The sequence below is a fragment of the Streptomyces sp. SID12501 genome (genome assembly GCF_010550245.1).
In the GTDB taxonomy this organism is placed as follows: domain Bacteria; phylum Actinomycetota; class Actinomycetes; order Streptomycetales; family Streptomycetaceae; genus Streptomyces.
In genome coordinates this window covers 44,023-70,663 of the sequence record NZ_JAAGLU010000011.1, presented here as the reverse complement: position 1 = coordinate 70,663, position 26,641 = coordinate 44,023, and the positions used below count along the sequence as shown (strand labels likewise).

The 26,641-nt window shown below is 71.0% G+C and carries 24 protein-coding genes and 1 pseudogene; 14 read left to right on the top strand and 11 right to left on the bottom strand.

The annotated features are described in order from the left end of the window. The first annotated feature begins 34 nt into the window (after positions 1 to 34). The 3 genes from G3I71_RS15070 to G3I71_RS15060 all read left to right on the top strand — a co-directional run bounded on the left by G3I71_RS15070 (position 35) and on the right by G3I71_RS15060 (position 3,154). Entirely contained in the window at positions 35 to 517 is a 483-nt protein-coding gene (locus G3I71_RS15070; protein WP_164314945.1) for a PH domain-containing protein, read from the top strand. Between the two features lie 202 nt (positions 518 to 719). Then, entirely contained in the window at positions 720 to 2,072 is a 1,353-nt protein-coding gene (locus G3I71_RS15065; RefSeq protein WP_164314943.1) for a hemolysin family protein, read from the top strand. Next, positions 2,069 to 3,154, top strand: coding sequence for a hemolysin family protein (locus G3I71_RS15060; RefSeq protein WP_164314941.1), 1,086 nt, complete (start codon positions 2,069 to 2,071; stop codon positions 3,152 to 3,154). Before G3I71_RS15065 ends, G3I71_RS15060 begins: the two co-directional genes overlap by 4 nt. A 310-nt stretch (positions 3,155 to 3,464) precedes the next feature. On the opposite strand, the gene G3I71_RS15055 is transcribed toward G3I71_RS15060, so the two are convergent. Both G3I71_RS15055 and G3I71_RS15050 read right to left on the bottom strand, forming a co-directional pair. After that, positions 3,465 to 5,330, bottom strand: a complete 1,866-nt coding sequence (locus G3I71_RS15055) for an AAA family ATPase (RefSeq protein ID WP_164314939.1) — start codon at positions 5,328 to 5,330, stop codon at positions 3,465 to 3,467. Positions 5,331 to 5,760: 430 nt separating this feature from the next. Next, complete coding sequence (locus G3I71_RS15050; RefSeq protein ID WP_164315241.1) at positions 5,761 to 6,414, bottom strand: hypothetical protein; 654 nt, start codon at positions 6,412 to 6,414, stop codon at positions 5,761 to 5,763. A 201-nt stretch (positions 6,415 to 6,615) separates the two neighbouring features. Here G3I71_RS15050 and G3I71_RS15045 point away from each other — a divergent pair, with 201 nt between their 5' ends. The 3 genes and pseudogenes from G3I71_RS15045 (at position 6,616) to G3I71_RS15035 (ending at position 9,065) form a co-directional block, all read left to right on the top strand. Further along, the gene (locus tag G3I71_RS15045) at positions 6,616 to 7,980 is read left to right on the top strand and encodes a peptidase C39 family protein (RefSeq protein ID WP_164314937.1); all 1,365 of its coding nucleotides are present in this window, start codon (positions 6,616 to 6,618) and stop codon (positions 7,978 to 7,980) included. 164 nt (positions 7,981 to 8,144) lie between these two features. Further along, positions 8,145 to 8,288, top strand: coding sequence for an SCO1431 family membrane protein (locus tag G3I71_RS15040; protein ID WP_164314935.1), 144 nt, complete (start codon positions 8,145 to 8,147; stop codon positions 8,286 to 8,288). Positions 8,289 to 8,406: 118 nt separating this feature from the next. Continuing rightward, positions 8,407 to 9,065, top strand: a pseudogene (locus G3I71_RS15035) (TetR/AcrR family transcriptional regulator). A gap of 55 nt (positions 9,066 to 9,120) precedes the next feature. Here G3I71_RS15035 and G3I71_RS15030 read toward each other — a convergent pair. Next, positions 9,121 to 10,377, bottom strand: coding sequence for a glycoside hydrolase family 18 protein (locus G3I71_RS15030; RefSeq protein ID WP_164314933.1), 1,257 nt, complete (start codon positions 10,375 to 10,377; stop codon positions 9,121 to 9,123). A 322-nt stretch (positions 10,378 to 10,699) separates the two neighbouring features. Between G3I71_RS15030 and G3I71_RS15025 the strand changes: the two genes are divergently transcribed. Further along, entirely contained in the window at positions 10,700 to 11,872 is a 1,173-nt protein-coding gene (locus G3I71_RS15025) for an acyl-CoA dehydrogenase family protein (protein WP_164314932.1), read from the top strand. Here G3I71_RS15025 and G3I71_RS15020 read toward each other — a convergent pair. Together G3I71_RS15020 and G3I71_RS15015 are read right to left on the bottom strand one after the other, a co-directional pair. Further along, positions 11,835 to 12,116 carry a hypothetical protein gene (locus tag G3I71_RS15020; protein WP_239149160.1) on the bottom strand — a complete coding sequence of 94 codons (282 nt, stop codon included), beginning with the start codon at positions 12,114 to 12,116 and terminating at the stop codon, positions 11,835 to 11,837. The two genes, G3I71_RS15025 and G3I71_RS15020, sit on opposite strands and share 38 nt — an antisense overlap. 151 nt (positions 12,117 to 12,267) lie before the next feature. Continuing rightward, entirely contained in the window at positions 12,268 to 12,705 is a 438-nt protein-coding gene (locus tag G3I71_RS15015) for a hypothetical protein (protein ID WP_164314930.1), read from the bottom strand. 268 nt (positions 12,706 to 12,973) lie between these two features. Between G3I71_RS15015 and G3I71_RS15010 the strand changes: the two genes are divergently transcribed. The 4 genes from G3I71_RS15010 (at position 12,974) to fxsA (ending at position 17,119) form a co-directional block, all read left to right on the top strand. Continuing rightward, positions 12,974 to 13,414, top strand: a complete 441-nt coding sequence (locus G3I71_RS15010; protein WP_164314928.1) for an Lrp/AsnC family transcriptional regulator — start codon at positions 12,974 to 12,976, stop codon at positions 13,412 to 13,414. A gap of 80 nt (positions 13,415 to 13,494) precedes the next feature. Then, a complete protein-coding gene (locus G3I71_RS15005; protein ID WP_164314926.1) occupies positions 13,495 to 15,111 on the top strand; it encodes an amidohydrolase in 1,617 nt (538 codons plus the stop codon). Between the two features lie 538 nt (positions 15,112 to 15,649). Further along, positions 15,650 to 16,444, top strand: coding sequence for a polyprenol monophosphomannose synthase (locus tag G3I71_RS15000; RefSeq protein WP_164314924.1), 795 nt, complete (start codon positions 15,650 to 15,652; stop codon positions 16,442 to 16,444). Between the two features lie 90 nt (positions 16,445 to 16,534). Continuing rightward, complete coding sequence (gene fxsA / locus G3I71_RS14995; protein WP_164314922.1) at positions 16,535 to 17,119, top strand: FxsA family membrane protein; 585 nt, start codon at positions 16,535 to 16,537, stop codon at positions 17,117 to 17,119. Positions 17,120 to 17,305: 186 nt separating this feature from the next. On the opposite strand, the gene G3I71_RS14990 is transcribed toward fxsA, so the two are convergent. From G3I71_RS14990 to G3I71_RS14975, 4 genes are all read right to left on the bottom strand, one after another. Continuing rightward, the gene (locus G3I71_RS14990) at positions 17,306 to 17,680 is read right to left on the bottom strand and encodes an RNA polymerase-binding protein RbpA (RefSeq protein WP_164314920.1); all 375 of its coding nucleotides are present in this window, start codon (positions 17,678 to 17,680) and stop codon (positions 17,306 to 17,308) included. A 269-nt stretch (positions 17,681 to 17,949) separates the two neighbouring features. Beyond that, on the bottom strand, positions 17,950 to 19,311 hold the full coding sequence (locus tag G3I71_RS14985; RefSeq protein ID WP_164314918.1) for an MFS transporter: 1,362 nt from the start codon (positions 19,309 to 19,311) through the stop codon (positions 17,950 to 17,952). Positions 19,312 to 19,354: 43 nt separating this feature from the next. Further along, positions 19,355 to 20,122, bottom strand: a complete 768-nt coding sequence (locus tag G3I71_RS14980) for a glycerophosphodiester phosphodiesterase (protein WP_164314916.1) — start codon at positions 20,120 to 20,122, stop codon at positions 19,355 to 19,357. Further along, positions 20,119 to 20,772, bottom strand: coding sequence for a YitT family protein (locus tag G3I71_RS14975; protein WP_164315238.1), 654 nt, complete (start codon positions 20,770 to 20,772; stop codon positions 20,119 to 20,121). Before G3I71_RS14975 ends, G3I71_RS14980 begins: the two co-directional genes overlap by 4 nt. Positions 20,773 to 20,880: 108 nt before the next feature. Here G3I71_RS14975 and G3I71_RS14970 point away from each other — a divergent pair, with 108 nt between their 5' ends. After that, positions 20,881 to 22,380: a PLP-dependent aminotransferase family protein gene (locus G3I71_RS14970; protein WP_164314914.1), complete on the top strand. Its 1,500-nt coding sequence runs from the start codon at positions 20,881 to 20,883 to the stop codon at positions 22,378 to 22,380. A 31-nt stretch (positions 22,381 to 22,411) separates the two neighbouring features. On the opposite strand, the gene G3I71_RS14965 is transcribed toward G3I71_RS14970, so the two are convergent. Together G3I71_RS14965 and G3I71_RS14960 are read right to left on the bottom strand one after the other, a co-directional pair. After that, positions 22,412 to 23,971, bottom strand: coding sequence for an ATP-binding protein (locus G3I71_RS14965; protein ID WP_164314912.1), 1,560 nt, complete (start codon positions 23,969 to 23,971; stop codon positions 22,412 to 22,414). A gap of 35 nt (positions 23,972 to 24,006) precedes the next feature. Next, positions 24,007 to 24,201, bottom strand: a complete 195-nt coding sequence (locus tag G3I71_RS14960) for a hypothetical protein (protein WP_164314909.1) — start codon at positions 24,199 to 24,201, stop codon at positions 24,007 to 24,009. 236 nt (positions 24,202 to 24,437) lie between these two features. Between G3I71_RS14960 and G3I71_RS14955 the strand changes: the two genes are divergently transcribed. Further along, positions 24,438 to 24,830 carry an ankyrin repeat domain-containing protein gene (locus tag G3I71_RS14955; RefSeq protein WP_164314907.1) on the top strand — a complete coding sequence of 131 codons (393 nt, stop codon included), beginning with the start codon at positions 24,438 to 24,440 and terminating at the stop codon, positions 24,828 to 24,830. Between the two features lie 301 nt (positions 24,831 to 25,131). Continuing rightward, positions 25,132 to 26,562 (top strand): HEAT repeat domain-containing protein, encoded by a 1,431-nt coding sequence (locus tag G3I71_RS14950; protein ID WP_164314905.1) that lies wholly within the window; start codon positions 25,132 to 25,134, stop codon positions 26,560 to 26,562. Positions 26,563 to 26,641 lie beyond the last annotated feature (79 nt).

Sequence of the window (26,641 nt, the reverse complement as noted above, 5' to 3'; positions counted from 1 at the left end):
CACCGACACCGTGAGCGACAGGGACCGTACACCGATGCAGGATCCGCCCACCGCACCCGTTCCACCGGCGCTGCCCGTGCTGCCCGTCACTTTTCGGCCGGGCCGCACCCGGGCCGTGCTGGGCACCGCGAGCGTCGCGATCTTCGCCGTCATCACGACGATCGCGCTGCTCCTGGAGAACCTCAGCCCCGGGGAGCGCCTCAGCTTCGTCTTCACCGGCGCGCTGCTGTCCTCCGTACTCCTGCTCCTGTCCCGGCCGAAGGTGGTCGCGGACGAGTCCGGAGTCACCGTCGTCAACATCGCGAGCAAGAGGCGTCTGGACTGGGCGGAGATCCTCCGGGTGAACCTCCGGCCGGGCGACCCCTGGGTGTTCCTCGACCTCAGTGACGGTACGAGTCTGCCCGCGCTCGGCATCCAGCCCGGCATCGCCAAACAGCGTGCCATCGAGGACGCGCGCACCCTGCGGGCGCTCACCGAGGCGCGGTCCGCGGGTACCTCCGAGCAAGATCAGGGCTGACTCAGGGCCGTCCACCCTGCCGCTCAGGCCCATGTCTTGATTAATCTGTTGGCGGAGGCGTTTTTCGCGCGCCTCCGCCACTGATGTTCCCCCCGGTCTTCAGAGGCCCCCTGCTACCCGAGGAGTGACTCCCTCCAGCGATGGACGGATCGTCCTGTAGTACCTGCGCCGCCCCCTCCCGGCATATCGAGGCGGCGGCATCATGACCACCCCCCTGCTGCTCCTAGGCGCGGCATTCCTGCTGATCCTGGCCAACGGCTTCTTCGTGGCCGCCGAGTTCGGCCTCATCACGGTCGAGCGTCCGGACGCGGAGAAGGCCGCCGCCGAGGGCGACCGACGGGCCCGTACGGTCGTCGAGTCGCTCAAGGAGCTGTCCTTCCAGCTCTCCGGCACCCAGCTCGGCATCACCATCACCTCCCTCGTCGTCGGCATGCTCGCCGAACCGGCGCTCGCGGAGCTGCTGCACGGCCCGTTCACCGCGATCGGGCTGCCCGAAGGGGCCGTCCCCACCATCTCGGTGATCGTCGGCATGCTGCTGGCCTCGGCCGTGCAGATGGTGATCGGCGAACTCGTGCCCAAGAACTGGGCGGTCTCCAGGCCGCTGCAGGTCGCCCGCTTCGTGGCCGGCCCGCAGCACGCCTTCTCCCGCCTCTTCCGCCCGGTGATCGCCGGGCTCAACGCGGTGGCCAACCGCCTGGTCCGTGCCCTGGGCGTCGAGCCCACCGCGGAGCTGGCCTCGGCCCGCACCCCCGGCGAACTGGTCTCCCTTGCCCGGCACTCGGCCCAGGCCGGCACGCTGGAACAGGACACCGCGGACCTCTTCGTACGGACGCTGTCGCTGGGCGAGCTGACCGCGCAGCACGTCATGACCCCGCGCGTGCGGGTCAGCGCGCTGCAGTCGTCGGCCACCGCCGAGGACGTCGTCAACCTGACCCGGGCCACCGGCCTGTCCCGCTTCCCCGTCTACCGGGAGCGGATCGACGAGATCGTCGGCATGGCCCACCTCAAGGACGCCCTCGCGGTGCCGGCCGGGGACCGGCTGCGCACACCGGTCGGGCGGATCGCCAAGTCACCGCTGCTGGTCCCCGAGACGCTCCCCGTGCAGCCACTGCTCGAACTGCTGCGCAGCCAGCAGCCCATCGCCGTCGTCGTCGACGAGTACGGCGGTACGGCGGGCGTGGTCACCTTGGAGGACATCGTCGAGGAACTCGTCGGCGAGGTGCACGACGAGCACGACGACGTGCTCAACGAACCGACCGAACTCGCCGCCGCCCCGCCCGAGGACGGCCGCCCCGCCTGGGACGCCGACGGCAGCTGTCGTGTCGACATCCTCCAGCGCATAGGCCTCGACGTGCCGGAGGGGCCGTACGAGACGGTCGCCGGCCTCGTCGCCGACCTGCTGGGCCGGATCCCGGTCCCCGGAGACCGGGCCGAACTGCCGGGCTGGCGCCTGTCGGTCCGCCAGGTCGGCCACTACCGGGCCGAGCGGGTACGCCTGATCAGGGCAGAGGGCAGTACGAACACGGCGGACCTCGCGGTGGAGGCGACCCGATGAGCGTGCTCCAACTCCTCTTCGCCCTTCTCCTCGTGCTCGCCAACGGCTTCTTCGTGGGCGCCGAGTTCGCCCTCGTCTCCGTACGGCGAAGCCAGATCGAACCGCTCGGCACGGCGCGGGCCCGCCAGGTGCTGTACGGCCTGGAACGGCTGCCGCAGATGATGGCCGCCGCCCAGTTCGGCATCACCATGTGCTCGCTGACCCTGGGCGCGGTCGCCGAACCGACGGTGGCCCAGCTGTTGGAACCGGTCTTCGAGGCGGCCCACCTGCCCGAGGGCATGATCCACCCGCTGGGTTACGTCATCGCGCTCGCGGTCGTGGTCTTCCTCCACCTGGTCGTGGGGGAGATGCTCCCGAAGAACCTGGCGATGGCGGCACCGGAGAAGACCGCGCTGTGGCTGAGCCCCGGCCTCGTCGCCTTCGCCCGGGTGTGCGGGCCGGTCACGGTGGGGCTGGGCGCCTGTGCCCGACTCATCCTGAAGCTCTTCCGCGTCGAGCCCAAGGACGAGGTCGAGGCGGTCTTCACCAGCGAACAGCTCAACCGCCTGGTGGAGGACGCCGGCCAGGCCGGACTGCTCGACCCCGGTGAGCAGGAACGCCTGGAGGACGCGCTGGAACTGGGCTCCCGCCCGGTCACCGACGTCCTCCTCGACCGCGAGTCCCTGGTGACGGTGGGCCCGTCGGTCACCCCGGGCCAGGTCGTCGCCCTCACCGCCCGTACCGGCTACTCCCGCTTCCCGGTGGTGGCGGACAACGGCGCCTTCATGGGCTATCTGCACGTGAAGGACGTACTGGACGTGGAGGAGTCGCAACGGGCGGTGCCGCAGCACATCTGGCGCGCCATGACGACCCTGCGCTCCGAACTCCCGCTGGACGACGCGCTGACGGTGATGCGCCGGGCGGCGACCCACCTGGCCCAGGTCGCGGACGGTTCTGGCCGGGTGATCGGCCTGGTCGCGATGGAGGACGTACTGGAACTCCTGGTGGGCGAGGTACGCGACCCGGCCCACCGCCAGTCACCTCCGGTACCGAAGGTGACGGAACCCAGGGCGGAGGCACAGAAGGAGGCGCTGGCGAGTTGACGCTCCGCGGGACGGGCGGGTTGTTCGGCTGCGGGTGGGTGGGGGTTGATCGCGCAGTTCCCCGCGCCCCCGAAGGGGCGCCCCAGCGGGCCGGAGTTCGCAGGCACCGCGCTGCGGGCGCGCGTGCTGCTGGGCGACGCCCGACCTGGCGGCTCCCGCCCAACTCGCCCAGCTGCGGCACGCGTGCCGCTAGGGGCGGCGCCCGTCCCACCGAGAGCGGCACCCCGTACAGCGCCGGGCTGCGCGACCCACCCCGCCCCCGGACCAGTTCCCGGGCGCCGAACAAACAGGCGCCCGGGGACTGGTCCGGTCACAGGGCCGACGGATCCTGCGGCCCCCGCCCCGACAGAACCTCCCCGTACGCCTGCATGAGGTCCGGAAGCCGCAAAGTCGACAAGTCGTCCCGCGTCAGCGTCCCCGGATAGACCGACAGCCGCAGGTCCCGATACGCACAGCTCTTCTCGTACAGCGTCCGTAGGAACCGCCCGTTGCCCAGCTCGTCGATCCACCCCTGGTCCACCACATGCCCGGCGATCGAGCGCAGCTCGTCCAGCGCCTCCTCGTCCCACACGTCACCGTTCTCCGCCGCCAGCACCTCGCCGATGGAGGTGAGTTCGAGCGGACGGTACGAGGGGAAGTCGACGCGGGTCGTGAAGCGGGACGACAGCCCGGGGTTGGCTGCGAGGAGCCGGTCCATGCCCTCCGGATAGCCGGCCAGGATCACCACCAGGTGGTCCCGGTTGTCCTCGGCGCGCTTCAGCAGCACCTGCAGCGCTTCGTCGCCGTACGCATCGCCCTTGCCGTACCCGGAGTTGGAGAGCGAGTACGCCTCGTCGACGAACAGGACGCCCCCGATCGCGGAGTCGATCAGCTCGTTGGCCTTCACCGCGGTCTGGCCGAGATACTCGCCGACGAGGTCCGCCCGCTGCGCCTCGACCAGATGGTCGCCGCCGAGCAGCCCGAGCGCGTAGAACACCCGGCCGAGGATGCGAGCCACCGTCGTCTTGCCGGTGCCCGACGGGCCCGAGAAGACGAAGTGCCGCTTCGGCGGCTGTACCGGCAGTCCCTGCCCCGCCCGCAGCCGCGCCATGTTCAACTGGGCGGAGAGCGCCTTGACCTGGCGCTTCACCGGTTCCAGGCCCACCATGCACTCCAGCTGGGCGAGTGCCTCATCGAGCAGCGCGGGGTCGGTCGGGCCGGTCGGCAGCGGCTGCACCGGAAGGCCGGCCTTCTCCCGCACCGAGTCGGTCGCGGACGACAACGGGCTGCCCGGCGAAGGGAGTTCGGGCTCCGAGAGCTTCAGGTCGCGACCCTCGCCACCGAACAGGGGGTCGATACCGTCCGGGCTCTCCAGCAGCTCCTGCCCGATCCCGGAGAGCGTGATCGCCGCCATGTCGGCTGCCTCGTCGTACCCGTCGCCCTCGGAGATCGCGGCGAGCCGTGCCGAGGTGTCCATGAACGCGGCGTCCACGCGGTGCACGGCCCGGTAGAGGGGGAGCGCCGCCGCCGAGCGGCCCGTGCCCTCGTGGGCCCGCGCCAGCCAGTACCGCAGCTCCTTGCGCTGCGGCTGCTCGCTGCGACAGCGCATCAGCGCGGCAGACAGCAGCGGCTCAGCTTGCCCGTACATCTCCAGGCGCACCCGGGCCATGCCGCCGAACAGACCCGCCTCGATGCCCAGCATCGCGTCGTTGATCAACGGGTCGGTGTGCCGGACCAGTTGCTCCCAGTCCTTGACGAGATAGGCGCGGCACGCGTGCAGGAAACGGACCTGCGGATCGGTGTCCACCGGTGGCAGACCGGCCAACGCCCGGTCCAGCTCCGGCACATGGCGGCCGTCCAGCCAGTGCGAGGCGTGCGCGAGCAGCAGATCGCGCGGGCTCTCCAGCACGGGCTGCACCCACCAGCCGAGCCAGTACCAGGAGTTGAGGGTCCGGCGGTGACGTGAGCGCTGCTCCCCGAAGCGCTCCCGGTGCCGGAACATCCGTAGCAGCGCGGTCGTCGTGTCGACGCGCAGCGCATGCAGTCCGAGCCAGCCGTCGGCCATCCCGGGATCCATCCGCACCGCGGTGCGGAACTCCTCCTCCGCCTGGGGATAGGCGCCCATCGTGTAGGCGTCCACACCTCGCAGCCAGACGAGGTCGGCCGGGGCCTCGGGGCCCTGCGTGCCGAAGTCCATCACGTCCCCCACAAACCGTGCCCCCGATTGCCTCTCCGACGGGCCGGTGCCCGTCGGCAGCTTGGTCGAACCGCTGTGCCGCGGACGGGAGTTGCAACGGTGCGCAGAGCAGCCGTCCGAGTCGCACCCAGGGCATCGTACCTGCGCTTCACGTGCCCGCAGCAGGGTGCCGTACAGGCTGTTTGACGAGGTGGGAGCAGATGGGGCGCACACGGCGCGGTCACCGAGGGTGAGCGGATCGCGCCTCGGAGCGGCCGGAAAACAGGCCGCGGGCAGAACGAAGCCCCCAATCACGGGGGAACAACCGGGGGCTTCGCGACTGCGGGCGGCTCCGAATGGCCGCGCATTCAGAACGTAAGTCCTGTACGGCTCACCGGTCAAGCCGAGTTGAGGCACTCGTAGAAGTTGAGTGACAAGGGTCTTCACAAGTTCAGCACACAGCGGACGGCCCATCACGGTGAGTGACATTCTGGTCTGATCCAACGGTCCCGGCAGGCCCCGGGAGCACCTCGTACCCCTCGCGACACTGCCGCACCAATAGCTCGGCGTACGGACGTGAGGGGTCCGCGGCGAAGTGCCGCCGTTCCGCGCCGACCCACCCGGCCCAGAACTCGCTCTGTTCCGCCCCGTCCCGCGACCGCCCGCGCGCCCAGGCCTCCTCGTCCGGCAGTTCCATCCACAACAGCCGCGCCAGGAACGGCCGTAGCGCACTCCGGCCGGCCCCGACCCCCTCCACCAGTACCACGGGCGAGGCCGGCAGGGTCCGGGGCGGTCCGAAGCGCCGGGACGTCCAGTCGTAGGGGGCGTAGGAGGCGCCCTCGCCGCGCCGCAGCGGCTCGATCACCTGACCGAGCAGGCGTTGCGTCCACGCGAACGGCTCGTCGTGGGTGGCGATGTCGTCGAGGTGCAGCACGGGCGCCCCGTCGAGAGCGGCGGCCAGTCGTCCGGCGAACGTGCTCTTCCCGGAACCCGCGTGTCCGTCGACGGCGATCAGCCGGACCGGGCCGCAGGAGGGTGGCAGTCGGCGCAGGGTGCGTGCGAGGTCGTGGATGGCGGTTCCCGGAGGGTGACGGGGGTGAGGGATGCGGACATATTGCCAGGGCGCATTCTAGGGACCGGTCGGGCGCAGCCGTTGCCGCGCCCCAGGTCACGCCAATGGTCGAGACCAAAATTCCTGGGCGTGGCATGGCCCGAAGAGCTGGCAGGAGCAGGTCATCGGCGGCCATAGTGGGCGCACAGCCGTGCACTGTCCCGCCCGCCTAGGTCACCTGGGGGTCACCCGCCCATGAGCAGAGCCGAAGAGCCGTCCCGCAGAACCGTCCTCGCCGCGGCGGTCGCCGCCGCCGTCGCGGGCAGCGCCGGCCCGGCTGCCGCCGCCACCCCGGACGTGACCGGCCGCGAGGCCGCGGTCACCCCCGCCCGCCCCGTCGACTACCGCGCCTGGACCTCGTACGCGGACTGGTGCGGCGGCACGGCCAAGGGCACCCGTACCGTCGCCGGGGCGCGGCCCGGGGTCGTGATCGGGGCTCCGGCCGGCACGGTCGACTACACCGATCCGCACACCGGCACGACGGCGGTCTGGGAGTACGCGACCTGGACGTCCGTCGTGCACCGGCTCACGGTGCCCGCCACGGAGGTCATCGCCTCCTGGAACGCGCGCACCCCGGCCGGTACCTGGCTCCAGGTCGAGCTGACCGGCACGTACTCCGACGGCACGGCCACACCCTGGTACGTGATGGGCCGCTGGGCCTCCGGTGACCAGGACATCAAGCGGACCTCCGTCGACGACCAGACCGACGACAGAAGCACGGTCTGGACCGACACCTTCGCCATCGACGACCCGGCCACGGGCCTGCGCCTGGACTCGTACCGGCTGCGGCTGACCCTCTACCGCAAGCCCGGCACCACGGCCACGCCCACGGTCTGGCGGCTCGGCGCGATGGGCTCCGACGTCCCGGACCGCTTCACCGTCCCCGCCTCGACGCCCGGCGTGGTCAGGGAACTGACCGTCCCGCGCTACTCGCAGGAGATCCACAGCGGCCAGTACCCCGAGTACGACAACGGCGGTGAGGCCTGGTGCAGCCCCACCTCCTCGCAGATGATCATCGAGTACTGGGGGCGGAAGCCCACGGCGGCACAACTGGCCTGGGTCGACCCGGCCTACGCCGACCCACAGGTGTGCCACGCGGCGCGCTTCACCTACGACTTCCAGTACGGCGGCTGCGGCAACTGGCCCTTCAACGCGGCCTACGCGGCGACCTACAAGGACCTCCAGGGCGTGGTCACCCGGCTCGGTTCGCTCACGGACCTGGAGACGCTGGTCGCGGCGGGCATTCCGGCCATAACGTCCCAGTCGTTCCTCAAGGCCGAGCTGACGGGGGCGGGTTACGGCACCTCCGGCCATCTGATGACGGTGATCGGCTTCACCGCCGACGGCGACGTGATCGCCAACGACCCGTTCTCGCCGACCGACCAGGCCGTACGCCGGGTCTATGCAAGGCGTGAGTTCGAGAACATCTGGCTGCGGACCAAGCGGTACAACGCGAGCGGCAAGGTCGTGTCCGGCACCGGCGGCGTCTGCTACCTGTACTTCCCGGCCCGGCCGAGCACCGCCCAGCTCGCCGCGCTGGCCGCGGTGGGCGTGCGCTGAGCCGAGCAGGACGCGTAACGGCGTGCGGCGGCCCCCGGGAGACCGGGGGCTGTCCGTTTTCCGGCGGGATGTGACCAACGTCTCCGGCGCGAAAGCCCCGATGAATGGCAAGGTGGACAGAACGGTGGGGGGAGTCCATCGCACACCGACCTCAGTGAGATGCCATGACCGCGAGCACTGCCGCAGCCACCGTCCGCACCCGTACCGGGGGTCCCCGGGAGAACGGACCGAAGATCTTCGAGCACGTCATGGGCTGGACGTTCGTGATCGTGCTCGCGATGCTCGTCGCCCAACTCGGGCTGCTCTGACCCGGTGCGATCCGCCACGAACGGGCGCTCGCCCTGTCGATCAGAGTCGAACGTGCAGGTGGCTCAGGTCTGCCATACTTCGGATGTCCCGCCCGCAGTTGGAGACCAGGGCCCCAAGTTGAACAGTAGTAGACAGGATGCCACCGAACGCCCGCGGGCGCGCGGCACCGACCGCTCCCTGGCGCGACGCGCCGAACTCATCGCCATCGGACGGAAGTTGTTCGCCGACAGGTCGTACGACGCCCTGTCGATGGACGACATCGCACGTCAGGCGCAGGTCGCCAAAGGGCTGATCTACTACTACTTCCAGTCCAAGCGCGGCTACTACCTCGCCATCGTCGAGGACTCGGTCGCCGACCTGGTCACCTTCGCGTCCAGCGGCCTCGTCCACGCGCCGGTGGACCGGGTGCACCGCACACTCGACGCCTATCTGCGCTTCGCCGAGCACAACCAGGCCGCCTACCGCACGATCGTCAGCGGCGGTGTCGGCTTCGACGCCGAGGTGCACGCCATCCGGGACGGGTGCGCGAGGCGATCGTCGGGACCATCGCCGAAGGCGCGTACGGCAGACAGGACATCGGACCGCTGGCCCGTATGGGCCTGTTCGGCTGGGTGTGCAGCGTGGAGGGTGCCACCCTCGACTGGATCGACCGCCCCCAGCTCTCCCGCGACACCATGCGCGAGCTCCTCGTGAAGATGCTGGGCGGCGCCATGCGCGCCATCGAGGAACTCGACCCGACGTATGTGACACCGGAGCCGGCGCGCCGGGACAACTGACGGCGAAGGGGCGAAGGCTCGTGGCCTCCGCCCCCCAACCGCCTTCCGGGTGGGCCTACTTGATCGCCCTGACCAGCTCACCGTTCGAGGTGTCGCCGCTCAGCTCCCAGAAGAACGTGCCGCCCAGCCCCTGCTGGTTCTTGTACGCCATCTTCGTCCCGATGGTCGCCGGGGTGTCGTAACTCCACCAGTCGCTCCCGCACTTGGCGTACGCGGTCCCGCCGACGGTGCCGGTCGCGGGGCACTTGGTCTTGAGCACCTTGTAGTCCTCGAAGCCCGCCTCGTACGTACCCGCCGCCGGACCGGTCGCCGTGCCGCCGGGTGCCGCCTGGGTGACGCCGGTCCAGCCGCGCCCGTAGAAACCGATGCCGAGCAGCAGCTTCGAGGCCGGGATGCCGAGGCCCTTGAGCTTCGCGATGGTCGCCGAGGTGTAGTAACCGGCTTGCGGGATACCGGAGTACGAGTTCAGCGCCGAGTGCGGTGCCGTCGGCCCGGTCGCCGCCCAGGCGCCGAAGTAGTCGTACGTCATCGGGTTGTACCAGTCGACGTACCGGGCCGCGCCCGCGTAGTCCGCCGCGTCGATCTTGCCGCCGGCGGTGGCGTCGGCCGTGATCGCCGCCGTGACCAGGTTGCCGGAGCCGAACTTGGCCCGCAGCGCCGCCATCACGTTCCTGAAGGCCGCCCTGCCGCTGGTGTCGCAGGTGTTGCCGCAGGCGTTCGGGTACTCCCAGTCGATGTCGATGCCGTCGAACACGTCGGCCCACTTGGAGTTCTCGACCAGGTCGTAGCAGGACTTGGCGAACGCGGCCGGATTCTGCGCGGCCTCGCCGAAACCGCTCGACCAGGTCCAACCCCCGAAGGACCAGAGGACCTTGAGGTTCGGATGCTTGCGCTTCAGCTCGCGCAGCTGGTTGAAGTTGCCGCGCAGCGGCTGGCTCGCGGTGTCGGCGACCCCGTCCACCGACTCGGCGGCGGTGTACGTCCGGCCGGTCGCCGCATCGGCGTCGCCCATCGCGCACTTGCCGCCGGTGACGTTGCCGAAGGCGTAGTTGACGTGGGTCAGCCGGGCGGCCGAACCGGACGTCTGGATGTTCTTGACGTAGTACTTGCGGTCGTACGTGCCCCATTCGGTGAAGTAACCGACGACCTTGGAGCCGGCGGCCTTCGGGACGGGCTTCACGGCGGCCTTCGAGGCCGATTGCGCGGCGGTCGCGGTACCCGCGCCGGCCAGGAGTCCGGCGCCGAGAACGGCACAACACGCGGCGGACACAAGCGCCTTGAAACGGACGCGGGGGAGATGCGGTCGGTGCATCGAGCTGTCTCCTCGGGAGGGAGGGGAGAGTGGGGGAGGTGGTGTCAGGAACCGAGGGCACAGTAAGAGGACTAGACCAGTATGGTCAATGGTTCGGACCAATCTCCGGTCGGGCTCGTTGCCCCGAGGTGTGATCGAATAAACGCTCGTTAACCGGTGACGTGGTGCCGCCGATCGGGCATACTCGCAGCTCCACAGCCGTTCGCCGACCGCTTCCGTGACCCGGAAGGGCCGGCATCGGCCGTGACCAGTGAGACCGGCGGACGCCACCCTACTCAGGCGCGCGTGTGCCGTCGCGCCCGACAGGGAGGAGAGCGTCGACATGCCCGACCACGCCCCGCAGCCGGTGGACCGTCAACTGCCGACGGACGAGGCCCGGGACCTGATCTCGCTCGTCCGTGACATCGCCGAGCGCGAGATCGCCCCCAAGGCGGCCGAGGAGGAGGACGCCGGCCGCTTCCCGCGCGAAGTCTTCGCCCTGCTCTCGGAGTCGGGGCTGCTCGGCCTCCCTTACTCCTCCGACCACGGCGGTGGCGACCAGCCGTACGAGGTCTACCTCCAGGTCCTCGAGGAACTCGCCGCGGCCCGCCTCACCGTCGGACTCGGTGCGAGCGTGCACACGCTGTCCTGTCACGCCCTCGCGAGCTACGGCACCAAGGAACAGCAGGCCGAACACCTCCCCGCGATGCTCGGCGGCGGGCTCCTCGGCGCGTACTGCCTCTCCGAACCCGCGTCCGGCTCCGACGCCGCCTCCCTGAGCACGAAGGCGGTACGGGACGGCGACTTCTGGGTGCTCGACGGCACCAAGGCCTGGATCACGCACGGCGGCATCGCCGACTTCTACACGGTCATGGCACGCACCGGCGAGGAGGGCCCGCGCGGGATCACCGCCTTCCTGGCTCCGGGCGACGCGGCCGGGCTGGGCGCGGCGGCGCCGGAACGGAAGATGGGCCTCAAGGGCTCGCCCACCGCGCAGATCAACTTCGACGGGGTCCGGCTGGACAGCAGCCGGCGCATCGGCGAGGAGGGGCAGGGCTTCGCGATCGCGCTGTCCGCGCTCGACTCGGGGCGTCTCGGTATCGCGGCCTGCGCAATCGGCTTGGCCCAGGCGGCACTTGACGAGGCGGTGGCCTACGCGACCGGGCGCCGGCAGTTCGGGCGGCCGATCTCCGACTTCCAGGGGCTGCGCTTCATGCTCGCCGACATGGCCACGCAGATCGAGGCGGGCCGGGCGCTGTACCTCGCGGCGGCACGGTTGCGCGATGCCGGCCGGCCGTTCGCCAAACAGGCCGCCATGGCCAAACTCCTGTGCACCGACACGGCGATGAAGGTCACGACGGACGCGGTCCAGGTACTCGGCGGCTACGGCTACACCGCGGACTTCCCCGTGGAGCGCTACATGCGCGAGGCCAAGGTCCTGCAGATCGTCGAGGGCACCAACCAGATCCAGCGGATGGTCATCGCCCGTCACCTGGCGGGCCCGGAGACGCGCTGAACGGGTCCATCACGATCCCGAGCCCGAGCGGCGGCGCCGCGAGCCGGACCCACTCCGGGTCGTAGCGCCCCGGCAGGGTGCGGCCACCGTCGGCCCAGGTGCGCAGCAGCGCGCGGTAGATGGGCGGGTCGGACGGTACCGGCGGGCTCGGCCGGCCCTCGTTCGGCAGACCCCGCTGAACCGATTCTGCCGGGCCGGAGTCGTAGAGCTGGCGCCCCTGCGCCGCGTACATGGGGGTCGTCATGCCAGGGCAACGCGGTGGCGGTCGATCAGGTCACCGCGCGCCGGATTCGGCCCTGCGTTCGCGACGCCGCGTGCGCGCACCGGAACCGCGCACCGCGGCAGCCCGCGTGTGCCGTGGCGCAGAGACGTTCGGGAGGTTCGAGCGGATGCGCTCAGGCGGCGTGGCGCCGCAGCACGGGGACCCGCATCGGGCGTGAGGCAGGGCCGCCGACGTGCGAGAAGGGCTGGGTCCGCCAGTCGAGCCCCTGAGGGAGCGTCAACAGCAGGGCGGTGTGCTGCTCCTGGGGCTCCGCGGACTCGTCCGCGGACCGGGCGTCGGCCGCCGCGCGACCCGTACCGGCGCAGACCGTGAGCCCGAACGGGTTCCACGGTGACGCGCACAGCGCGTGCTCCGGCAGGATCTCCTCGTCCGAGAGCAGCGCGATGGGCTGTGTGCAGTCCGGGCAGATCACCCGGAACATCTCGAACGTGTCGTAGTCGTCGAGTTCCTCGCTGTCGAGCGCGTCGGGTTCGATGCCCTCCGGCTCGATGTCGACGACCGACTGGGGCCTCTTGGGCGTGGTGCGACCAGGGCGCTTAAGACTCTGCATGGGTAACTCCCCCTCGGGCTGGGCCGACAAGGCAACTGCGGCCTCGGCCACAGCAAGCACTTCCCGCCCGGTCTCGGCCGTAATCACGAGACCTTCACGGAGCGCGTTCGAGGGCTGTGGCGTTCGTCACATGCCGTTCGCAGGTGCCCGTGGCGATGCTTTTGTCCCTCGTCCGGCCCGCGGCGCACCTTCAGTCACATCACGAACAGGCCATGACCTGCACCGCTCAGGTATCGGAGGAGATCAACCGCACGGTAGGTTCTGCGCCATGGAGGAGCTGGACCGACAGATCGTGCAGCTGCTCGTCAAGGACGGGCGGATGAGTTACACCGACCTGGGCAAGGCCACGGGCCTGTCCACATCTGCAGTGCATCAGCGGGTGCGCCGACTGGAACAGCGCGGCGTCATCCGCGGCTATGCCGCGGTGGTCGACCCGGCAGCCGTGGGGTTGCCCATGACGGCCTTCATCTCGGTGAAACCGTTCGACCCCAGCGCCCCGGACGACATCGCGGAACGCCTCCGGGACGTCCCGGAGCTCGAGGCGTGCCACAGCGTGGCGGGCGAGGAGAACTACATCCTCAAGGTCCGCGTCGCCACCCCTCACGAGCTGGAGGAGCTGCTGGCGAGGGTGCGCACCCTCGCGGGCGTCTCGACCCGTACGACGGTCGTCCTGTCGACACCCTACGAGGCGAGACCGCCAAAGATCTGAGGCCGCTCAGCAGTGTTCCGGGTGGCCGGCAGAGGCGCCCCAGGTGCAGGTCCGCCGGGCGCCCGCGAGAAACTGTCCCCATGAGTGAACGCCCGGCACCGCCCGACACCGTCCTCCTCCGAGGCGGCGAAGTCCACAGCCCCGCAGACCCCTTCGCGACCGCGATGCTCGTCGAGCGCGGACACATCGCCTGGGTCGGCTCGGAAGGCGCCGCAGACGCCTTCACAGGAGCGGCGGACGAAGTGATCGACCTCGACGGCGCCCTGGTCACCCCGGCGTTCACCGACGCACATGTGCACACCACCGCCACCGGCCTCGCGCTCACCGGTCTCGACCTGTCCGACGCGCCCTCCCTGGACGCGGCCCTCACCCTCGTACGCGCGTTCGCCGCCGCCCGGCCCGCCGACCGCGTCCTCCTTGGCCACGGCTGGGACGCCGCCCGCTGGCCCGGCGGCCGTCCGCCGACCCGCGCCGAACTGGACGAGGCCACCGGCGGTCGCCCGCTCTACCTCAGCCGTATCGACGTCCACTCGGCGGTCGTGACGACGGCACTGCTCGACCTGGTACGGGGCGACACCGGCCGCTCCGACGCCCCGCTGACCGGCGACGCCCACCACACGGTCCGCGCCGCCGCCCTGGGTGCGGTCACCCCGGCCCAGCGCACCGAGGCCCAGCGGGCCGCTCTCGCACGCGCCGCCTCGCTCGGCATCGGCTTCGTCCACGAGTGCGGGGGACCGGAGATCTCCTCGGAGGACGACTTCACCGGCCTGCTGCGCCTCGCCGCCGAGGAGCCCGGCCCGCGTGTGGTCGGCTACTGGGCCGAACAGGGCGAAGCGGGGATCGAGAAGGCCCGCGCCCTGGGCGCGATCGGCGCCGCCGGTGACCTGTTCGTCGACGGCGCCCTCGGCTCGCACACCGCCTGCCTGCACGAGCCGTACGGCGACCGGGCCGGCCACACGGGCACCGCCTACCTGGACACCGCAGCCGTCGCCGCCCATGTCGTCGCCTGCACCGAGGCGGGCCTCCAGGCGGGCTTCCACGCCATCGGGGACGCCGCCGTGACCTCCGTGGCCGAGGGCGTGCGCGCAGCCGCCGAGAAGGTCGGTCTGGCCCGCGTCCGAGCCGCCAGGCACCGCGTCGAGCACGCCGAGATGCTCACTCCCGAGACCATCGCCGCCTTCGCCGAGCTGGGCCTCACGGCCTCCGTGCAGCCCGCCTTCGACGCCCTGTGGGGCGGCGAGGACGGAATGTACGTCCAGCGCCTGGGCGCCGGCCGTGCGCGGGCCCTGAACCCCTTCGCGGCCCTCCTGAAAGCCGGCGTCCCGCTCGCTCTGGGATCTGACAGTCCCGTCACCCCGCTCGATCCCTGGGGCACGGTCCGTGCCGCCGCCTTCCACCGCACCCCGGAACACCGCATCTCGGTCCGCGCGGCGTTCACGGCCCATACCCGCGGCGGCTGGCGGGCCGTCGGCCGCGACGACGCGGGCGTCCTGGTGCCGGGCGCGCCCGCGGACTACGCCCTCTGGCGCACCGACGCCCTCGTGGTCCAGGCCCCCGACGACCGGGTCGCCCGCTGGTCCACCGACCCCCGCTCCGGCACCCCGGGCCTGCCCGATCTCACCCCGGGCGCCGACCTTCCCGTATGCCTGCGCACAGTGGTGGGCGGACGGACGGTGTTCGTACGGCCGGGCGAGTGATCTCCCGGGGTGGCGCGGTACCGATCGGTGGCCGACACGCCGCCGCACGACCTGCGCATCCTCGGCCCTGACCAGGCGATCGGTGAAAGAACCGCAGTTCAAGCAGCTGTTGACAGCCGACGGCAGCTGGCCGGTAGGTTCGGCCGGGTCCACCACCGGACGCCCGACCGGGGAACCTCCGCGCAGTCGCCGCAGCGCCGCTGGGTCAGGGATGGTGTGCCGCACCGGCGCACCACCACTGGCAGCCAGGCTCAGCGCCCGCGCCGCTGCGACGGAACGTTCCACCCGGTCGGCAAGGTGTGACCCGGGTGGGGCCCGGACGTCCAGTAGACAACGGCTTTCGGTCGACCCGCAGCCAGCGGGTCCCAGGTCGGCCCGAAGGGCGCCGGGCCCCGATCCGCAGTGTGCGCAAAGCGACGAAGCGGACCCCCTTACCCGGCTCTTGCCGAATAGACACCCCCGTACGCACGTGCTGACACGTCGGCGCAGGCTGCGGCCACTATGGTGGACCTCTGCGTACGGACTTGAAGGGGCAGCAGTGAACGACGGCGACGGGACCCTCGCGGCACAAGCCCAGGGACGGCGGTTCGGCCCGCTCGGTACGGCCTTGGCGATCATTCCGACCTACAACGAGGCGGAGAACATCAAGAAGATCGTCGGCCGGGTGCGCGAGGCGGTCCCTGATGTCCACGTTCTGGTGGCGGACGACAACAGCCCCGACGGCACCGGCAAGCTCGCCGACGAGCTGGCAGCCGGGGACGACCAGGTCCAGGTGCTGCACCGCAAGGGCAAGGAGGGCCTCGGCGCCGCCTACCTCGCGGGCTTCCAGTGGGGTATGGACAACGGCTACGGCGTCCTGATCGAGATGGACGCCGACGGCTCCCACCAGCCCGAGGAACTGCCCCGCCTGCTGACCGCCCTCAAGGGCGCCGACCTGGTCCTCGGCTCCCGCTGGGTGCCCGGCGGCCGGGTGGTCAACTGGCCCAGGTCGCGCGAGCTCATCTCCCGCGGCGGCAGCCTCTACTCCCGGGTCCTGCTCGACGTACCCATCCGGGATGTCACCGGCGGCTACCGCGCCTTCCGCCGCGAGACCCTCGAAGGCCTCGGCCTCGACGAGGTCGCCTCGCAGGGCTACTGCTTCCAGGTCGACCTGGCCCGCCGCGCGATCCGGGCGGGCTACCACGTGGTCGAGGTGCCCATCACCTTCGTCGAGCGCGAGCACGGCGACTCCAAGATGAGCCGCGACATCCTGGTCGAGGCGCTGTGGCGGGTCACGACGTGGGGTGTGGCGGAGCGAGTGAACCGGGCCCGCGGCAAGACCAGGAAGCCGTAGCGGTCAGTCCGGGTATGCCCGTGCGAAGTCACAGGTCCTGTTGATCGTCCTCTTATCCTGTGCTGAGCCCGGTCCAGGCACACTGGACGCATGACGACTGGCGCACCGACCCCCACTCACCCCGCCCGGCCGCGGCGTTCCCGGCTGCGCACGTTCCTGCCGCTGAGCATCGCCGCCTGGCTGGTGCTGGAGATCTGGCTGCTGTCCGTGGTCGCCGGCGCGGCCAGCGGCCTCGCGGTCTTCGTGCTCCTGACAGCCGGCTTCGTGCTCGGCTCCGTGGTCATCAAGCGAGCGGGCCGCCGGGCCTTCCGCAACCTCACTCAGACGCTGCAACAGCAGCAGGGCGGCACGCCGGCGGCAGGCACGGACCGCCCCGGCGGCAGCGAGGGCAACGGCCTGCTGATGCTCGGCGGTCTGCTGCTGATGCTGCCCGGCCTGATCTCGGACGCCCTGGGCCTGCTCCTGCTGATCCCCCCGCTCCAGAAGGCGATCAGCCGCTACGCGGAACGCACCTTCGAACGCAAACTGAGGGAGGCGACCCCGGGCACCCTGGGCGACGCCTTCCAGCAGGCGAGGATCCGCCGCCCGGACGGCAAGGTGGTCCAGGGCGAGGTCATCCAGGACCACGGGACGGGCGGGACCGCGGGGGAGCGGCGCCCGCCGCTGACCGGCTGACACACGGCTCCGGACGTGACAGGCCCGCGCCGAGTAGGCGCGGGCCTGTCACGTTTTTACCTGCCCCTGCCCCTGCTGCGGTCGCCGACGCCGGAAAACGCAAAACCGCAGGCACCGTACGCCGAATTCACGTACGGCACCCGCGGTGTCACGCGTGCGTTGTATGCCGCCCAGCCCCCGGAGGGACTACGCGGACTTGCGGCTGTCCCGCGGATGTACCGCGATGTTCATCGCTCCGGAGCGGAGTACGGCCAGTCGCTCCTCGAGGACCTCTTCGAGTTCCTCTCGGGTGCGCCGCTCCATCAGCATGTCCCAATGTGTACGCGCGGGCTTGGCCTTCTTTTCCTCAGGGCCGTCGCCGTCCACCAGGAGTGCCTGGGCCCCGCAGACCTTGCACTCCCACTCGGACGGGATCTCCGCCTCGACCGAGAAGGGCATCTCAAAACGATGGCCCTTCTCGCATGCGTACTCCACGGCCTGGCGCGGGGCCAGGTCGATGCCGCGGTCCGTCTCGTAGCTTGTCACCACGAGGCGCGTACCGCGAAGAGCTCGCTCACTCATGAATCGTGCCTCCCGGGCTTGTCGCCCACAGGACAGGTGTCGCTGTCGTCGTCATCCGGTTCAACGTCCGGTCGGCGGTAAAGATTCCCGTCCCGTGTCCCGTTTCGGGGTCATGCGTCGCCGTCGTAGCTGTCCCTTGTTGTACCCACCAGTGCCCGGTTTGTCACATCTGCAAGCAGATATCACGCAGCGCTCAGTCATCTTTGACGCGCAGTAACGGTACGCCTGGCAGGCCAACGGCGTACACTACCGCTTTTTTGCCGCCGATGCTAAATCCTTTCGGGAACGGGATTGCCCGCGTCGCGGATCGCCCGACCTACCGGAACCCGGGCGAGCAGCACGAACCCGATGACGAAGAAGGCCACGAGCGAGATGATCGCGTCCCGGTAGCTGCCGGTCAGCTGGTAGGTGATCCCGAACAGAAGCGGGCCGAGCCAGCTCATTCCGCGGTCGCTCATCTCGTACGCCGAGAAGTACTCGGCTTCCTTGCCGGGCGGCACCAGATGTGAGAACAGCGACCGGGACAGTGCCTGGCTGCCGCCGAGGACCAGGCCGATCCCGGCGGCCAGCACGAAGAACCACGCCGGTGCGCCGGCCGGCAGGAAGTACCCCGCCGCCAGTGTCACCGTCCACGCCACCAGCGATCCGAGAATCGTCCGCTTGGCCCCGTACACGCGGGCCAGTCGGCCCATCCCCAGCGCCCCCGCCACCGCGAGCACCTGCACCAGCAGCACCGCCACGATGAGGGTGGACTGGCCGAGCCCGAGCTCCTCGGAGCCGTACACCGAGGCCTGGGAGATCACGGTCTGGATGCCGTCGTTGTAGATCAGGTAGGCGAGCAGGAAGGCCAGGGTGAGCGGGTGACGGCGCATGTCGCGGACCGTCGCCGCGAGTTGCCGCAGACCCGGGGAGGTGGCCTTCTTCGCGGCGATCTCCTCCGGGGCGGCCCGGTGGTCACGGAGTCTGCGCAGCGGTACGAGGGTGAAGGCGCCCCACCACAGGCCCGCCGAGGCGAGACAGATGCGGACGGCCATGCCCTCCGACAGGCCGAAGGAGTCGTGGGCCGTGTACAGCACCAGGTTGACGACGAGGACCAGTGAGCCCGCCGCGTAGCCGAACGCCCAGCCGCGCGAGGAGACCGCGTCGCGCTCCTCGACCGTGGCGATCTGGGGGAGGTAGGAGTTGTAGAGCATCATCGACACGGACTGGGCCGCGTTGGCGACGATCAGCAGGAGCCCGCCGAGCAGATACCGGTCGCCGTCGAGGAAGAACATGGCGGCCGTCGCCGTGGCGCCCACGTAGGCGGCGGCTCCCAGGAGGGGCTTCTTGCGGCCGGTGCGGTCGGCGGCTGCGCCCACCAGGGGCATGACCAGCACGGCCACGATGACCGACAGGGACACCGAGTAGGCGAAGAACGACCCGGCGCGGACCGGTATGCCCAGCGGATGCACGAACCCGTCCGCGTCCGCCGCCTGCTCGGCGACCGAGGTCAGATATGGGCCCAGGAACACGGTGAGCACGCTCGTCGAGTAGACGGAGCACGCCCAGTCGTAGAAGTACCAGCCGTGCTGCTCGCGGCGGCGCCCGGCGGCCTCGTCGGCCGCCTCGTTCCGCGCGGTGTCGATGCCCACTCGTGGCCCCTGCTCTCCCCGTGAAGGTGGTGCGCGCGGGGAGTCAGAACCAGGTGCCCCGGTCCTCCAGAACCTTGCGCAACGTGTCGATGTGATCGGTCATGATGCCATCGACTCCCAGGTCCAGGAGCCGGTGCATGCGATCGGCATCGTTGACCGTCCATACGTGGACGTGCAGCCCGCGCGCGTGGGCGGTGCGCACGAAGCTCCGGTCGACCACCGGTACGCCCGACTGGGACTCCGGAACCTGTGCGGCGACCGCGGACCGGCGCACCCCCACGGGCACTCCCCACGAGCGCAGTCGAAGGTTGAGGACGCCCCGGGTGCCGTACGAGGTCGCCAGGCGCGGACCGGCGAGCCGCTGGGCGCGCACCACGCGCGCCTCGGAGAAGGAACCGACGCAGATCCGGTCCCAGCAGTCGGTGCGCTCGATCAGGTCCAGGAGCGGGCGCAGCGCGGGCTCGGCCTTGACATCGACGTTCCAGCGAACCTCGGGGAACGCTTCGAGCAGGTCCTCGAAGAGGGGCACCGGCTCGCTGCCCGCCACGCGCGCGTGCTGTATGTCGGACCAGGGCAGGTCCGCGATCAGGCCGCCGCCGTCCGTCACCCGGTCCAGCGTCGAGTCGTGGAAGGCGACGAGTTTTCCGTCCGCCGTGCGGTGCACGTCGGTCTCCAGGTAGCGGTAGCCCGTCTCGACCGCCCGCCGGAACTGGAACATCGTGTTCTCCAGCCCGTCCGCCGCCCCGCCCCGGTGGGCGAAGGGGATCGGGCCGGGGTGGTCGAGGTAGGGATGACGTATCCGCGAGGTCACGGTCGAAGTATCGCCTCTGCCGGTTGACCGGCGGCAACGGCCGTGCTGCCGCCCGATGCCGCGGAGACGGCGAACACGCGCAGGAACACCTGCGCCAGCGGTCCGATCGCCACCGCGTACAGGACCGTACCGATCCCCACCGTGCCGCCCAGGGCGAAGCCCGTCGCCACCACCGCCACCTCGATCGCCGTACGGACGAGCCGGATCGAGCGGCCGGTGATCCGGTGCAGGCCGGTCATCAGGCCGTCGCGCGGGCCCGGGCCGAAGCTCGCCGCGATGTACAGGCCGGTGGCCACACCGTTGAGGACGATGCCCGCCACCAGGAGCGGGACGCGGGCGGCGAGGTCGTGCGCGTCGGGGACCAGGGCGAGGGTGCCGTCCATGGCGAGGCCGACGACGAAGACGTTCGAGACCGTGCCGAGGCCCGGACGCTGACGCAGCGGGATCCAGAGGAGCAGTACGGCGGCGCCCACGAAGATCGACACGACGCCGATCGTCAGTCCGGTCAGCTCGGCCAGCCCCTGGTGCAGCACGCCCCATGGCTCCAGGCCGAGGCCCGACTCGACGAGCAGAGCCGAACTGGCGCCGTACAGCGCGAGACCGGCGTAGAGCTGGATCAACCGTCGGCCGAGCCGGTCCGGCGCTGACAACGAACTCACGAGCTGCCCCCTGTGGTGATAGTGGCCTGACACATGACACCCTGTGGCTTGGGATCGGATCCCATCCATGGCCAATTCGGGGAAGGTGGACTGATCTGCATGGTGCAGTGGACTTCGGCGGTGGGTACCGCGCAGCTCGCCCGGCTGCTCACCTCCCAGCAGGACCGCCCGGCGGGCCCCGGCACCCGCCGCCCGCCCGCCTACCGCTCACTCGCCGACGGCATCCGCCTGCTGGTCCTCGAGGGCCGGGTGCCGGTAGCCGCCCGCCTCCCCGCCGAACGCGAACTGGCCCTCGCCCTCTCTGTCAGTCGCACCACGGTCGCCGCCGCCTATGAGGCGCTGCGCGCCGAGGGCTTCCTGGAGTCCCGGCGCGGCGCGGGCAGCTGGACTGCTGTGCCCGCGGGTAACCCACTTCCCGCGCGCGGGCTCGAACCCCTGCCTCCCGAGGCGCTCGGCTCGGTGATCGACCTCGGCACGGCGGCTCTGCCCGCGCCCGAGCCCTGGCTCACCCGTGCCGTCCAGGGCGCCCTGGAGGAACTGCCCCCCTACGCGCACACGCACGGCGACTACCCGGCCGGGCTGCCCGCGCTGCGCGCGACGATCGCCGAGCGGTACACCGCGCGCGGGATCCCCACCATGCCCGAACAGATCATGGTGACGACCGGCGCGATGGGCGCCATAGACGCGATCTGCCATCTGTTCTCCGGGCGGGGCGAGCGCATCGCGGTGGAGTCGCCCTCGTACGCCAACATCCTTCAGCTGATGCGGGAGGCGGGCGCCCGGCTCGTGCCCGTCGCGATGGCCGAGGGGCTCGCCGGCTGGGATCTGGACCGCTGGCGCCAGGTGCTGCGCGAGGCCGCGCCCCGGATCGCGTACGTCGTCGCCGACTTCCACAACCCCACCGGCGCGCTCGCCGACGAGGACCAGCGACGGCAACTCGTCGAGGCGGCCCGCTCGGCGGGGACGGTGCTCGTCGCCGACGAGACGATGACCGAGCTGTGGCTGGAGCCGGATGTCGAGATGCCACGTCAGGTGTGCGGCTTCGACCCGGCCGGGTCGACGGTCATCACCGTGGGTTCCGCCAGCAAGGCCTTCTGGGCCGGGATGCGCATCGGCTGGGTGAGGGCGGCTCCGGACGTGATCCGCAGCCTTGTCGCCGCGCGCGCCTACGCGGACCTGGGCACGCCCGTACTCGAACAGCTGGCCATCAACTGGTTGCTGAGCACGGGCGGTTGGGAACAGGCGGTCGAGATGAGGCGCGAACAGGCCCGCGGCAACCGGGACGCACTGGTCGCGGCGGTACGACGGGAGCTGCCGGACTGGGAGTTCACGGTGCCCAGGGGCGGGCTCACGCTGTGGGTCCGTACGGGTGGGCTGTCGGGGTCGCGGATCGCCGAGGCGGGGGAACGGGTGGGGGTGCGGGTGCCCTCGGGACCGCGGTTCGGGGTCGACGGGGCCTTCGAGGGGTATGTGCGGCTGCCGTTCACGGTGGGGGGAGCGGTGGCCGACGAGGCCGCTGTCCGGTTGGCCGCCGCGGCGCGGATCGTGGCGAGTGGGGGGTCGGGGGGCGCAGAGTCCCCCCGTACCTTCGTGGCGTGAGCGGTGAGCGGGACGGGGCTGCTGGGCGCGGCTAGGCCACCGGCTCCTGTTCCTGTTCTTTTTCCTGCTTCACGAGTGTCTGGGCCGACCGTGGCGGCAGCAGTTCCAGTACCGCCTGGCGCTGTGCGTCGTTCGTCGCGTCGTCGTGGGGGTCCGGGGTGGCAGGGACCTGGAGGCGGTGGACCGGGCCCGTGCCCAGGCGGGCGTAGCCGCGGCCCGGGGGCATGACCGGGACCGGTGTCGTGTGCGGGGGCGCGCCCAGGACCGCCTCCAGTTGGGTGGAGGGCGCGGGACCGAGGACGACACGCGCGCGTGTGTGCTGCCGTACGGCTTCGCTCAGGGTGTCCGCGCTGTCGAACTGTTCCGCCACCACGACCGTCACGTTGGCTGCCCGGCCGTGCCGCAGGGGGACCTGGAGCAGGGACTGGGGGTCGGGGCGGCCGTCGGCGGCGGCCAGGTGGGCGAGGGCTCCGGGGCGGTCGAGGAGGAGCCAGAGGGGGCGTCGGGTGTCGTCGGGGATCGGCTGACCGGCCTGACGGGCGTGGTTGGCGGCGATCAGTCGGCGTTCCGTTTCCTGGCCGGCCCATTCGAGGCTCGCCACGGCGCCGGACGCGGCGCACTCGACGGCCAGTACGCCGTCGCGGCCGGTCAGGCACGCGTACTCACCGGTGCCGCTGCCGTCGACGATCAGGACGTCGCCGTACTGCAGGGCCTGCAGGGCGATCGAACGCAGGAGGGTCGTGGTGCCGCTGCCCGGCTCGCCCATCACCAGGAGGTGCGGTTCGGTGGAGCGAGGACCCGTGCGCCAGACGACCGGCGGGACGTCACGCTGCTCCTCGCCGTGGTTGAGGGGCAGCGTGCGCTGTACCTGGGTGGGGTCCGTGAAGCCGAGCACCGTCTCGCCCGGGGACGTGACGAAGCGCTGCGCGGCGATGTCGGTGGGCAGCGGTGGCAGGACGGTCACCGTGAGCTGGTTGCCCTCCTCGTCCCACGCGAAGTGGTACTCACGGCCCCGGCCCGACTTGGCGTGCAGCAATTGCTCGATCCGCGCGCGGGAGCCGGCCTCGCCGTCGGTGAAGTACGCCGGGTAGCGCACCACCAGGTGCGAGACGCGGCTGGTGCCGTCGAACTCGTATGTGGGGAAGGCCTTCTCCCACTCGCCGCCGTGGGCGTAGAGGGGAGCGGGGTCGTCGGCGGTGGAGAAGTAGGGGACCAGCGCGTCGTACAGGGACTGGAGGCGCTGGGTCTGGGAATCGTCGGGGCCATCGGGCTCCGCCGGGGCGCGGTCGCGGCCGTGCCAGGCCGCTGCCGCCATCACCGAGATGACGGCGAGCAGCGGGCCGTACGGCACGAGGGCCACGACCAGGACCACCGAGGCCACCAGGAACAGCAGCGGCCCGCGCCTGTCCTTGGGCGTGTCCGCCCACTTGCGCCGCCCGGCCGCGGCCAGTCGGCGAAGACCCCGGCTGATCACGATCAGCGGGTGGAGGACGTCGGTGGCGCTGTCCGCAGCGGTCCGGGCCAGCTCCCGGCTCCGGGCGATCTGTGCGCTGCCGTTGCTCAGGATGCGGGGGAGGGGGCGCCGGGCCACTGCTGTCTCCTGGGTGCGTGTGGGCGGGACGGGCGTCAGAACTTGATTCCGCCGAGCAGGCTCGCGAGGCTCTCGCCGCCGGCCTTGATGCTCGGCGCGATGGCGGTGCTCGCCATGTAGAAGCCGAACAGCGCCGCGACGAAGGCGTGCGACGCCTTGAGCCCGTCCTTCTTGAAGAAGAGGAAGACGATGATGCCGAGCAGAACGACGCCTGACATGGAGAGGATCATGAGGATCTCCTGGTGTGGTGGGGACAGTCACCATGAGTTCTTCCAGGATCACAGCATGTATCCATACGATAAAAGGTGCACTCGGGTGAATTTCGGCGTATTTCACTCGCGTGGCGTACCTGTTTGGTGTGGTCCGGGCGGGCTGATCTTTGCTGCTGAGGTGTCGGGTCATGCGCCTGTTAAGCCAGTACTCTGGCGATTCACCCGTACGGTTGTAGCGAGAGGTGGTCCGGCCGATGAGTGAAGCCCCCGACCCCGAGGTCGTGGAGCTGGCGACGAAGATCTTCGATCTGGCCCGGAAGGGGCAGACCGAAGCACTCGTGGCGTACGTCGACGCCGGCGTACCGGCCGACCTCACCAACGACCGCGGCGACTCCCTGGTGATGCTCGCCGCCTACCACGGCCACGCCGACGCGGTCCGGGCGCTCCTCGCGCGTGGTGCTGACGGGGACCGGGTCAACGACCGGGGCCAGACACCACTCGCCGGGGCCGTTTTCAAGGGTGCGCAGGATGTCATCCAGGCACTCCTGGAGGGTGGCGCCAACCCGGCCGAGGGCATGCCCTCGGCTCTCGACACCGCCCGGATGTTCGGCAAGACGGAACTGCTGGAGCTGTTCGGCGCGCACTGAGGTGTACGCGCTGACCAGCTAGGACAAGGAAAACGGGGGAGGCGGAACGGGGCCGCCGGAAATACGGTCGCGGCAGCTTGAACAGCCGGGTCATCATGACGTCGTGATTCATGGACGTGATGGCCGGGCAGATGTTGCCGAACCGCGCGGGCCGTGATGCGGTCCGCATGGGCCCACCTACGAGAGGCAGAGGAAGATGGTCTACAGCAAGCAGGAAACGGCGGACGCTCCGACGTGTTGTCACGTGGCCAGGTAGAGCAGGATCCCGGTTGCGTCGACGCTTGATGTGAGGCTGTTTCCCATGTTCGATCCGGTCATAGCGCCCAGCGGAACGCTGCTCGGCCTGCTCCAGAGGGGCCGCGGCGACGGCACGCTGCACGCGCTCACCGCACCGCGGGCCGACGCGCTCGCGGCACTGAACCACTGCGTGCTCCACGACCCCCGCCACGACTGGCAGGTGGAGAACCGCTCCCTTTACTACGCCCGTCTCTATGTCGACCTCCATGGCGGGCTCGACGAGATCGAGGCCCATCTCTTCGACGCCGAGGACATGCTCGACACCGACGAGTCACGCACCGGGCTCGCCCTCGCGGTCCTCGGGCACCTCGCCTCTTATGGCAGGCGGGACGCACTCGCGGTACTGCGCAGGTATGCCGCCACCGGCACCAGCTGGGCCTGGGCGCTGGACGAGCTGGCGCTCAGGGACGACGACGCGGGGCTGCGCGCCCTCGCCGCCCCCGTGCTCGCCCGCTTCGGCACCGACGCGGAGGGCGAGGCGGAACTCGCCGCCGTCGTGCGGGACGCCTTCGAGCCCCGGCCCTGGCGGCTGTGGGCCGACGATCCGCGCGAATCGATCTCCACGCGGGTGCGTGTCGCCCAGGAGACCGGCTGTTTCGACCGCTGGCAACGCCAGATGCGACCGTCCGGGCCCCGCCCGGGCTGGAGCGTGCAGGCCGTCTTCGAGTGGGCCCAGCAAGGCATCGACCGCGGTGCCGTGCTCCATGTGCCCGCCGCGCGCTGCCTGACGGCCGTGGCAGGCCCGGAGGACCGGCCCCAGATCCTGGAGGCGGCCCGCAGCGGTGGCGACGGTGCCCGCTGTACGGCCCTGCGCTATCTCGCGGACAGCAATGATCCCGATGCCCTCGACCTGGTCGAGGGGGCGGTCACCGACGGCACGACGGCCGTCGTGGAGGCCGCCGTCGACGCATTCGAACGTATGCGCAGTATCGCCGCCGTCGACCGCGCGCGCGGGTGGGTCCACCGACCGGATCCCCTGGGCGCCGCCGCCGGACGGATGCTCGCCTGCCTGGGCGGCACCCGGGACAGCGACCTCGTCCTCGGCGCGCTGAGGGAGGCCGTACGGGGCGAAGGGCCCGACGCGCAGACCCTGTGGACCCTGGTGGACGGCGCCGGACGGCTCGGCATCGTCTGCGCGGCCCCCGTACTGCGTCACGTCTACCGCGAGACCGCCTCGTCCCATCTGCGCGGCCGGGCCGCCCGGGCCCTCGCCGCCACCGACCCCTCCTTCGCCGCCGGCTTCGCCGTCGAATGCCTGTGGGACTGCGAGGAGACCACTCGCGAGGTCGCCGCCCGGCACGCCGAGACCGGTGACGCCAGGGTCGTCGACCAACTGCGCAGACTCGCCGCCGACCCGGCCGAGGAGGCCGAGGTCCAGACAGCCGTACGAAGCCGGATCGGGCCCGACAGCACCCGCCGTATGAACGGGGGATGACCCGGGGACCAGGAGCGTGTGGACGCGCGCCGACCCGGGAGGGGGCGGTGCGCAACGCTCATGGGACGTTCCCCGTCCG

Bases quoted from the DNA above. Each gene is read 5' to 3' on its own strand.
- G3I71_RS15070 (WP_164314945.1), top strand. From the start codon at position 35: ATGCAGGATCCGCCCACCGCACCCGTTCCACCGGCGCTGCCCGTGCTG.
- G3I71_RS15065 (WP_164314943.1), top strand. From the start codon at position 720: ATGACCACCCCCCTGCTGCTCCTAGGCGCGGCATTCCTGCTGATCCTG.
- G3I71_RS15060 (WP_164314941.1), top strand. From the start codon at position 2,069: ATGAGCGTGCTCCAACTCCTCTTCGCCCTTCTCCTCGTGCTCGCCAAC.
- G3I71_RS15055 (WP_164314939.1), bottom strand. From the start codon at position 5,330: ATGGACTTCGGCACGCAGGGCCCCGAGGCCCCGGCCGACCTCGTCTGG.
- G3I71_RS15045 (WP_164314937.1), top strand. From the start codon at position 6,616: ATGAGCAGAGCCGAAGAGCCGTCCCGCAGAACCGTCCTCGCCGCGGCG.
- G3I71_RS15040 (WP_164314935.1), top strand. From the start codon at position 8,145: ATGACCGCGAGCACTGCCGCAGCCACCGTCCGCACCCGTACCGGGGGT.
- G3I71_RS15030 (WP_164314933.1), bottom strand. From the start codon at position 10,377: ATGCACCGACCGCATCTCCCCCGCGTCCGTTTCAAGGCGCTTGTGTCC.
- G3I71_RS15025 (WP_164314932.1), top strand. From the start codon at position 10,700: ATGCCCGACCACGCCCCGCAGCCGGTGGACCGTCAACTGCCGACGGAC.
- G3I71_RS15020 (WP_239149160.1), bottom strand. From the start codon at position 12,116: ATGACGACCCCCATGTACGCGGCGCAGGGGCGCCAGCTCTACGACTCC.
- G3I71_RS15015 (WP_164314930.1), bottom strand. From the start codon at position 12,705: ATGCAGAGTCTTAAGCGCCCTGGTCGCACCACGCCCAAGAGGCCCCAG.
- G3I71_RS15010 (WP_164314928.1), top strand. From the start codon at position 12,974: ATGGAGGAGCTGGACCGACAGATCGTGCAGCTGCTCGTCAAGGACGGG.
- G3I71_RS15005 (WP_164314926.1), top strand. From the start codon at position 13,495: ATGAGTGAACGCCCGGCACCGCCCGACACCGTCCTCCTCCGAGGCGGC.
- fxsA (WP_164314922.1), top strand. From the start codon at position 16,535: ATGACGACTGGCGCACCGACCCCCACTCACCCCGCCCGGCCGCGGCGT.
- G3I71_RS14990 (WP_164314920.1), bottom strand. From the start codon at position 17,680: ATGAGTGAGCGAGCTCTTCGCGGTACGCGCCTCGTGGTGACAAGCTAC.
- G3I71_RS14970 (WP_164314914.1), top strand. From the start codon at position 20,881: ATGGTGCAGTGGACTTCGGCGGTGGGTACCGCGCAGCTCGCCCGGCTG.
- G3I71_RS14960 (WP_164314909.1), bottom strand. From the start codon at position 24,201: ATGATCCTCTCCATGTCAGGCGTCGTTCTGCTCGGCATCATCGTCTTC.
- G3I71_RS14955 (WP_164314907.1), top strand. From the start codon at position 24,438: ATGAGTGAAGCCCCCGACCCCGAGGTCGTGGAGCTGGCGACGAAGATC.
- G3I71_RS14950 (WP_164314905.1), top strand. From the start codon at position 25,132: ATGTTCGATCCGGTCATAGCGCCCAGCGGAACGCTGCTCGGCCTGCTC.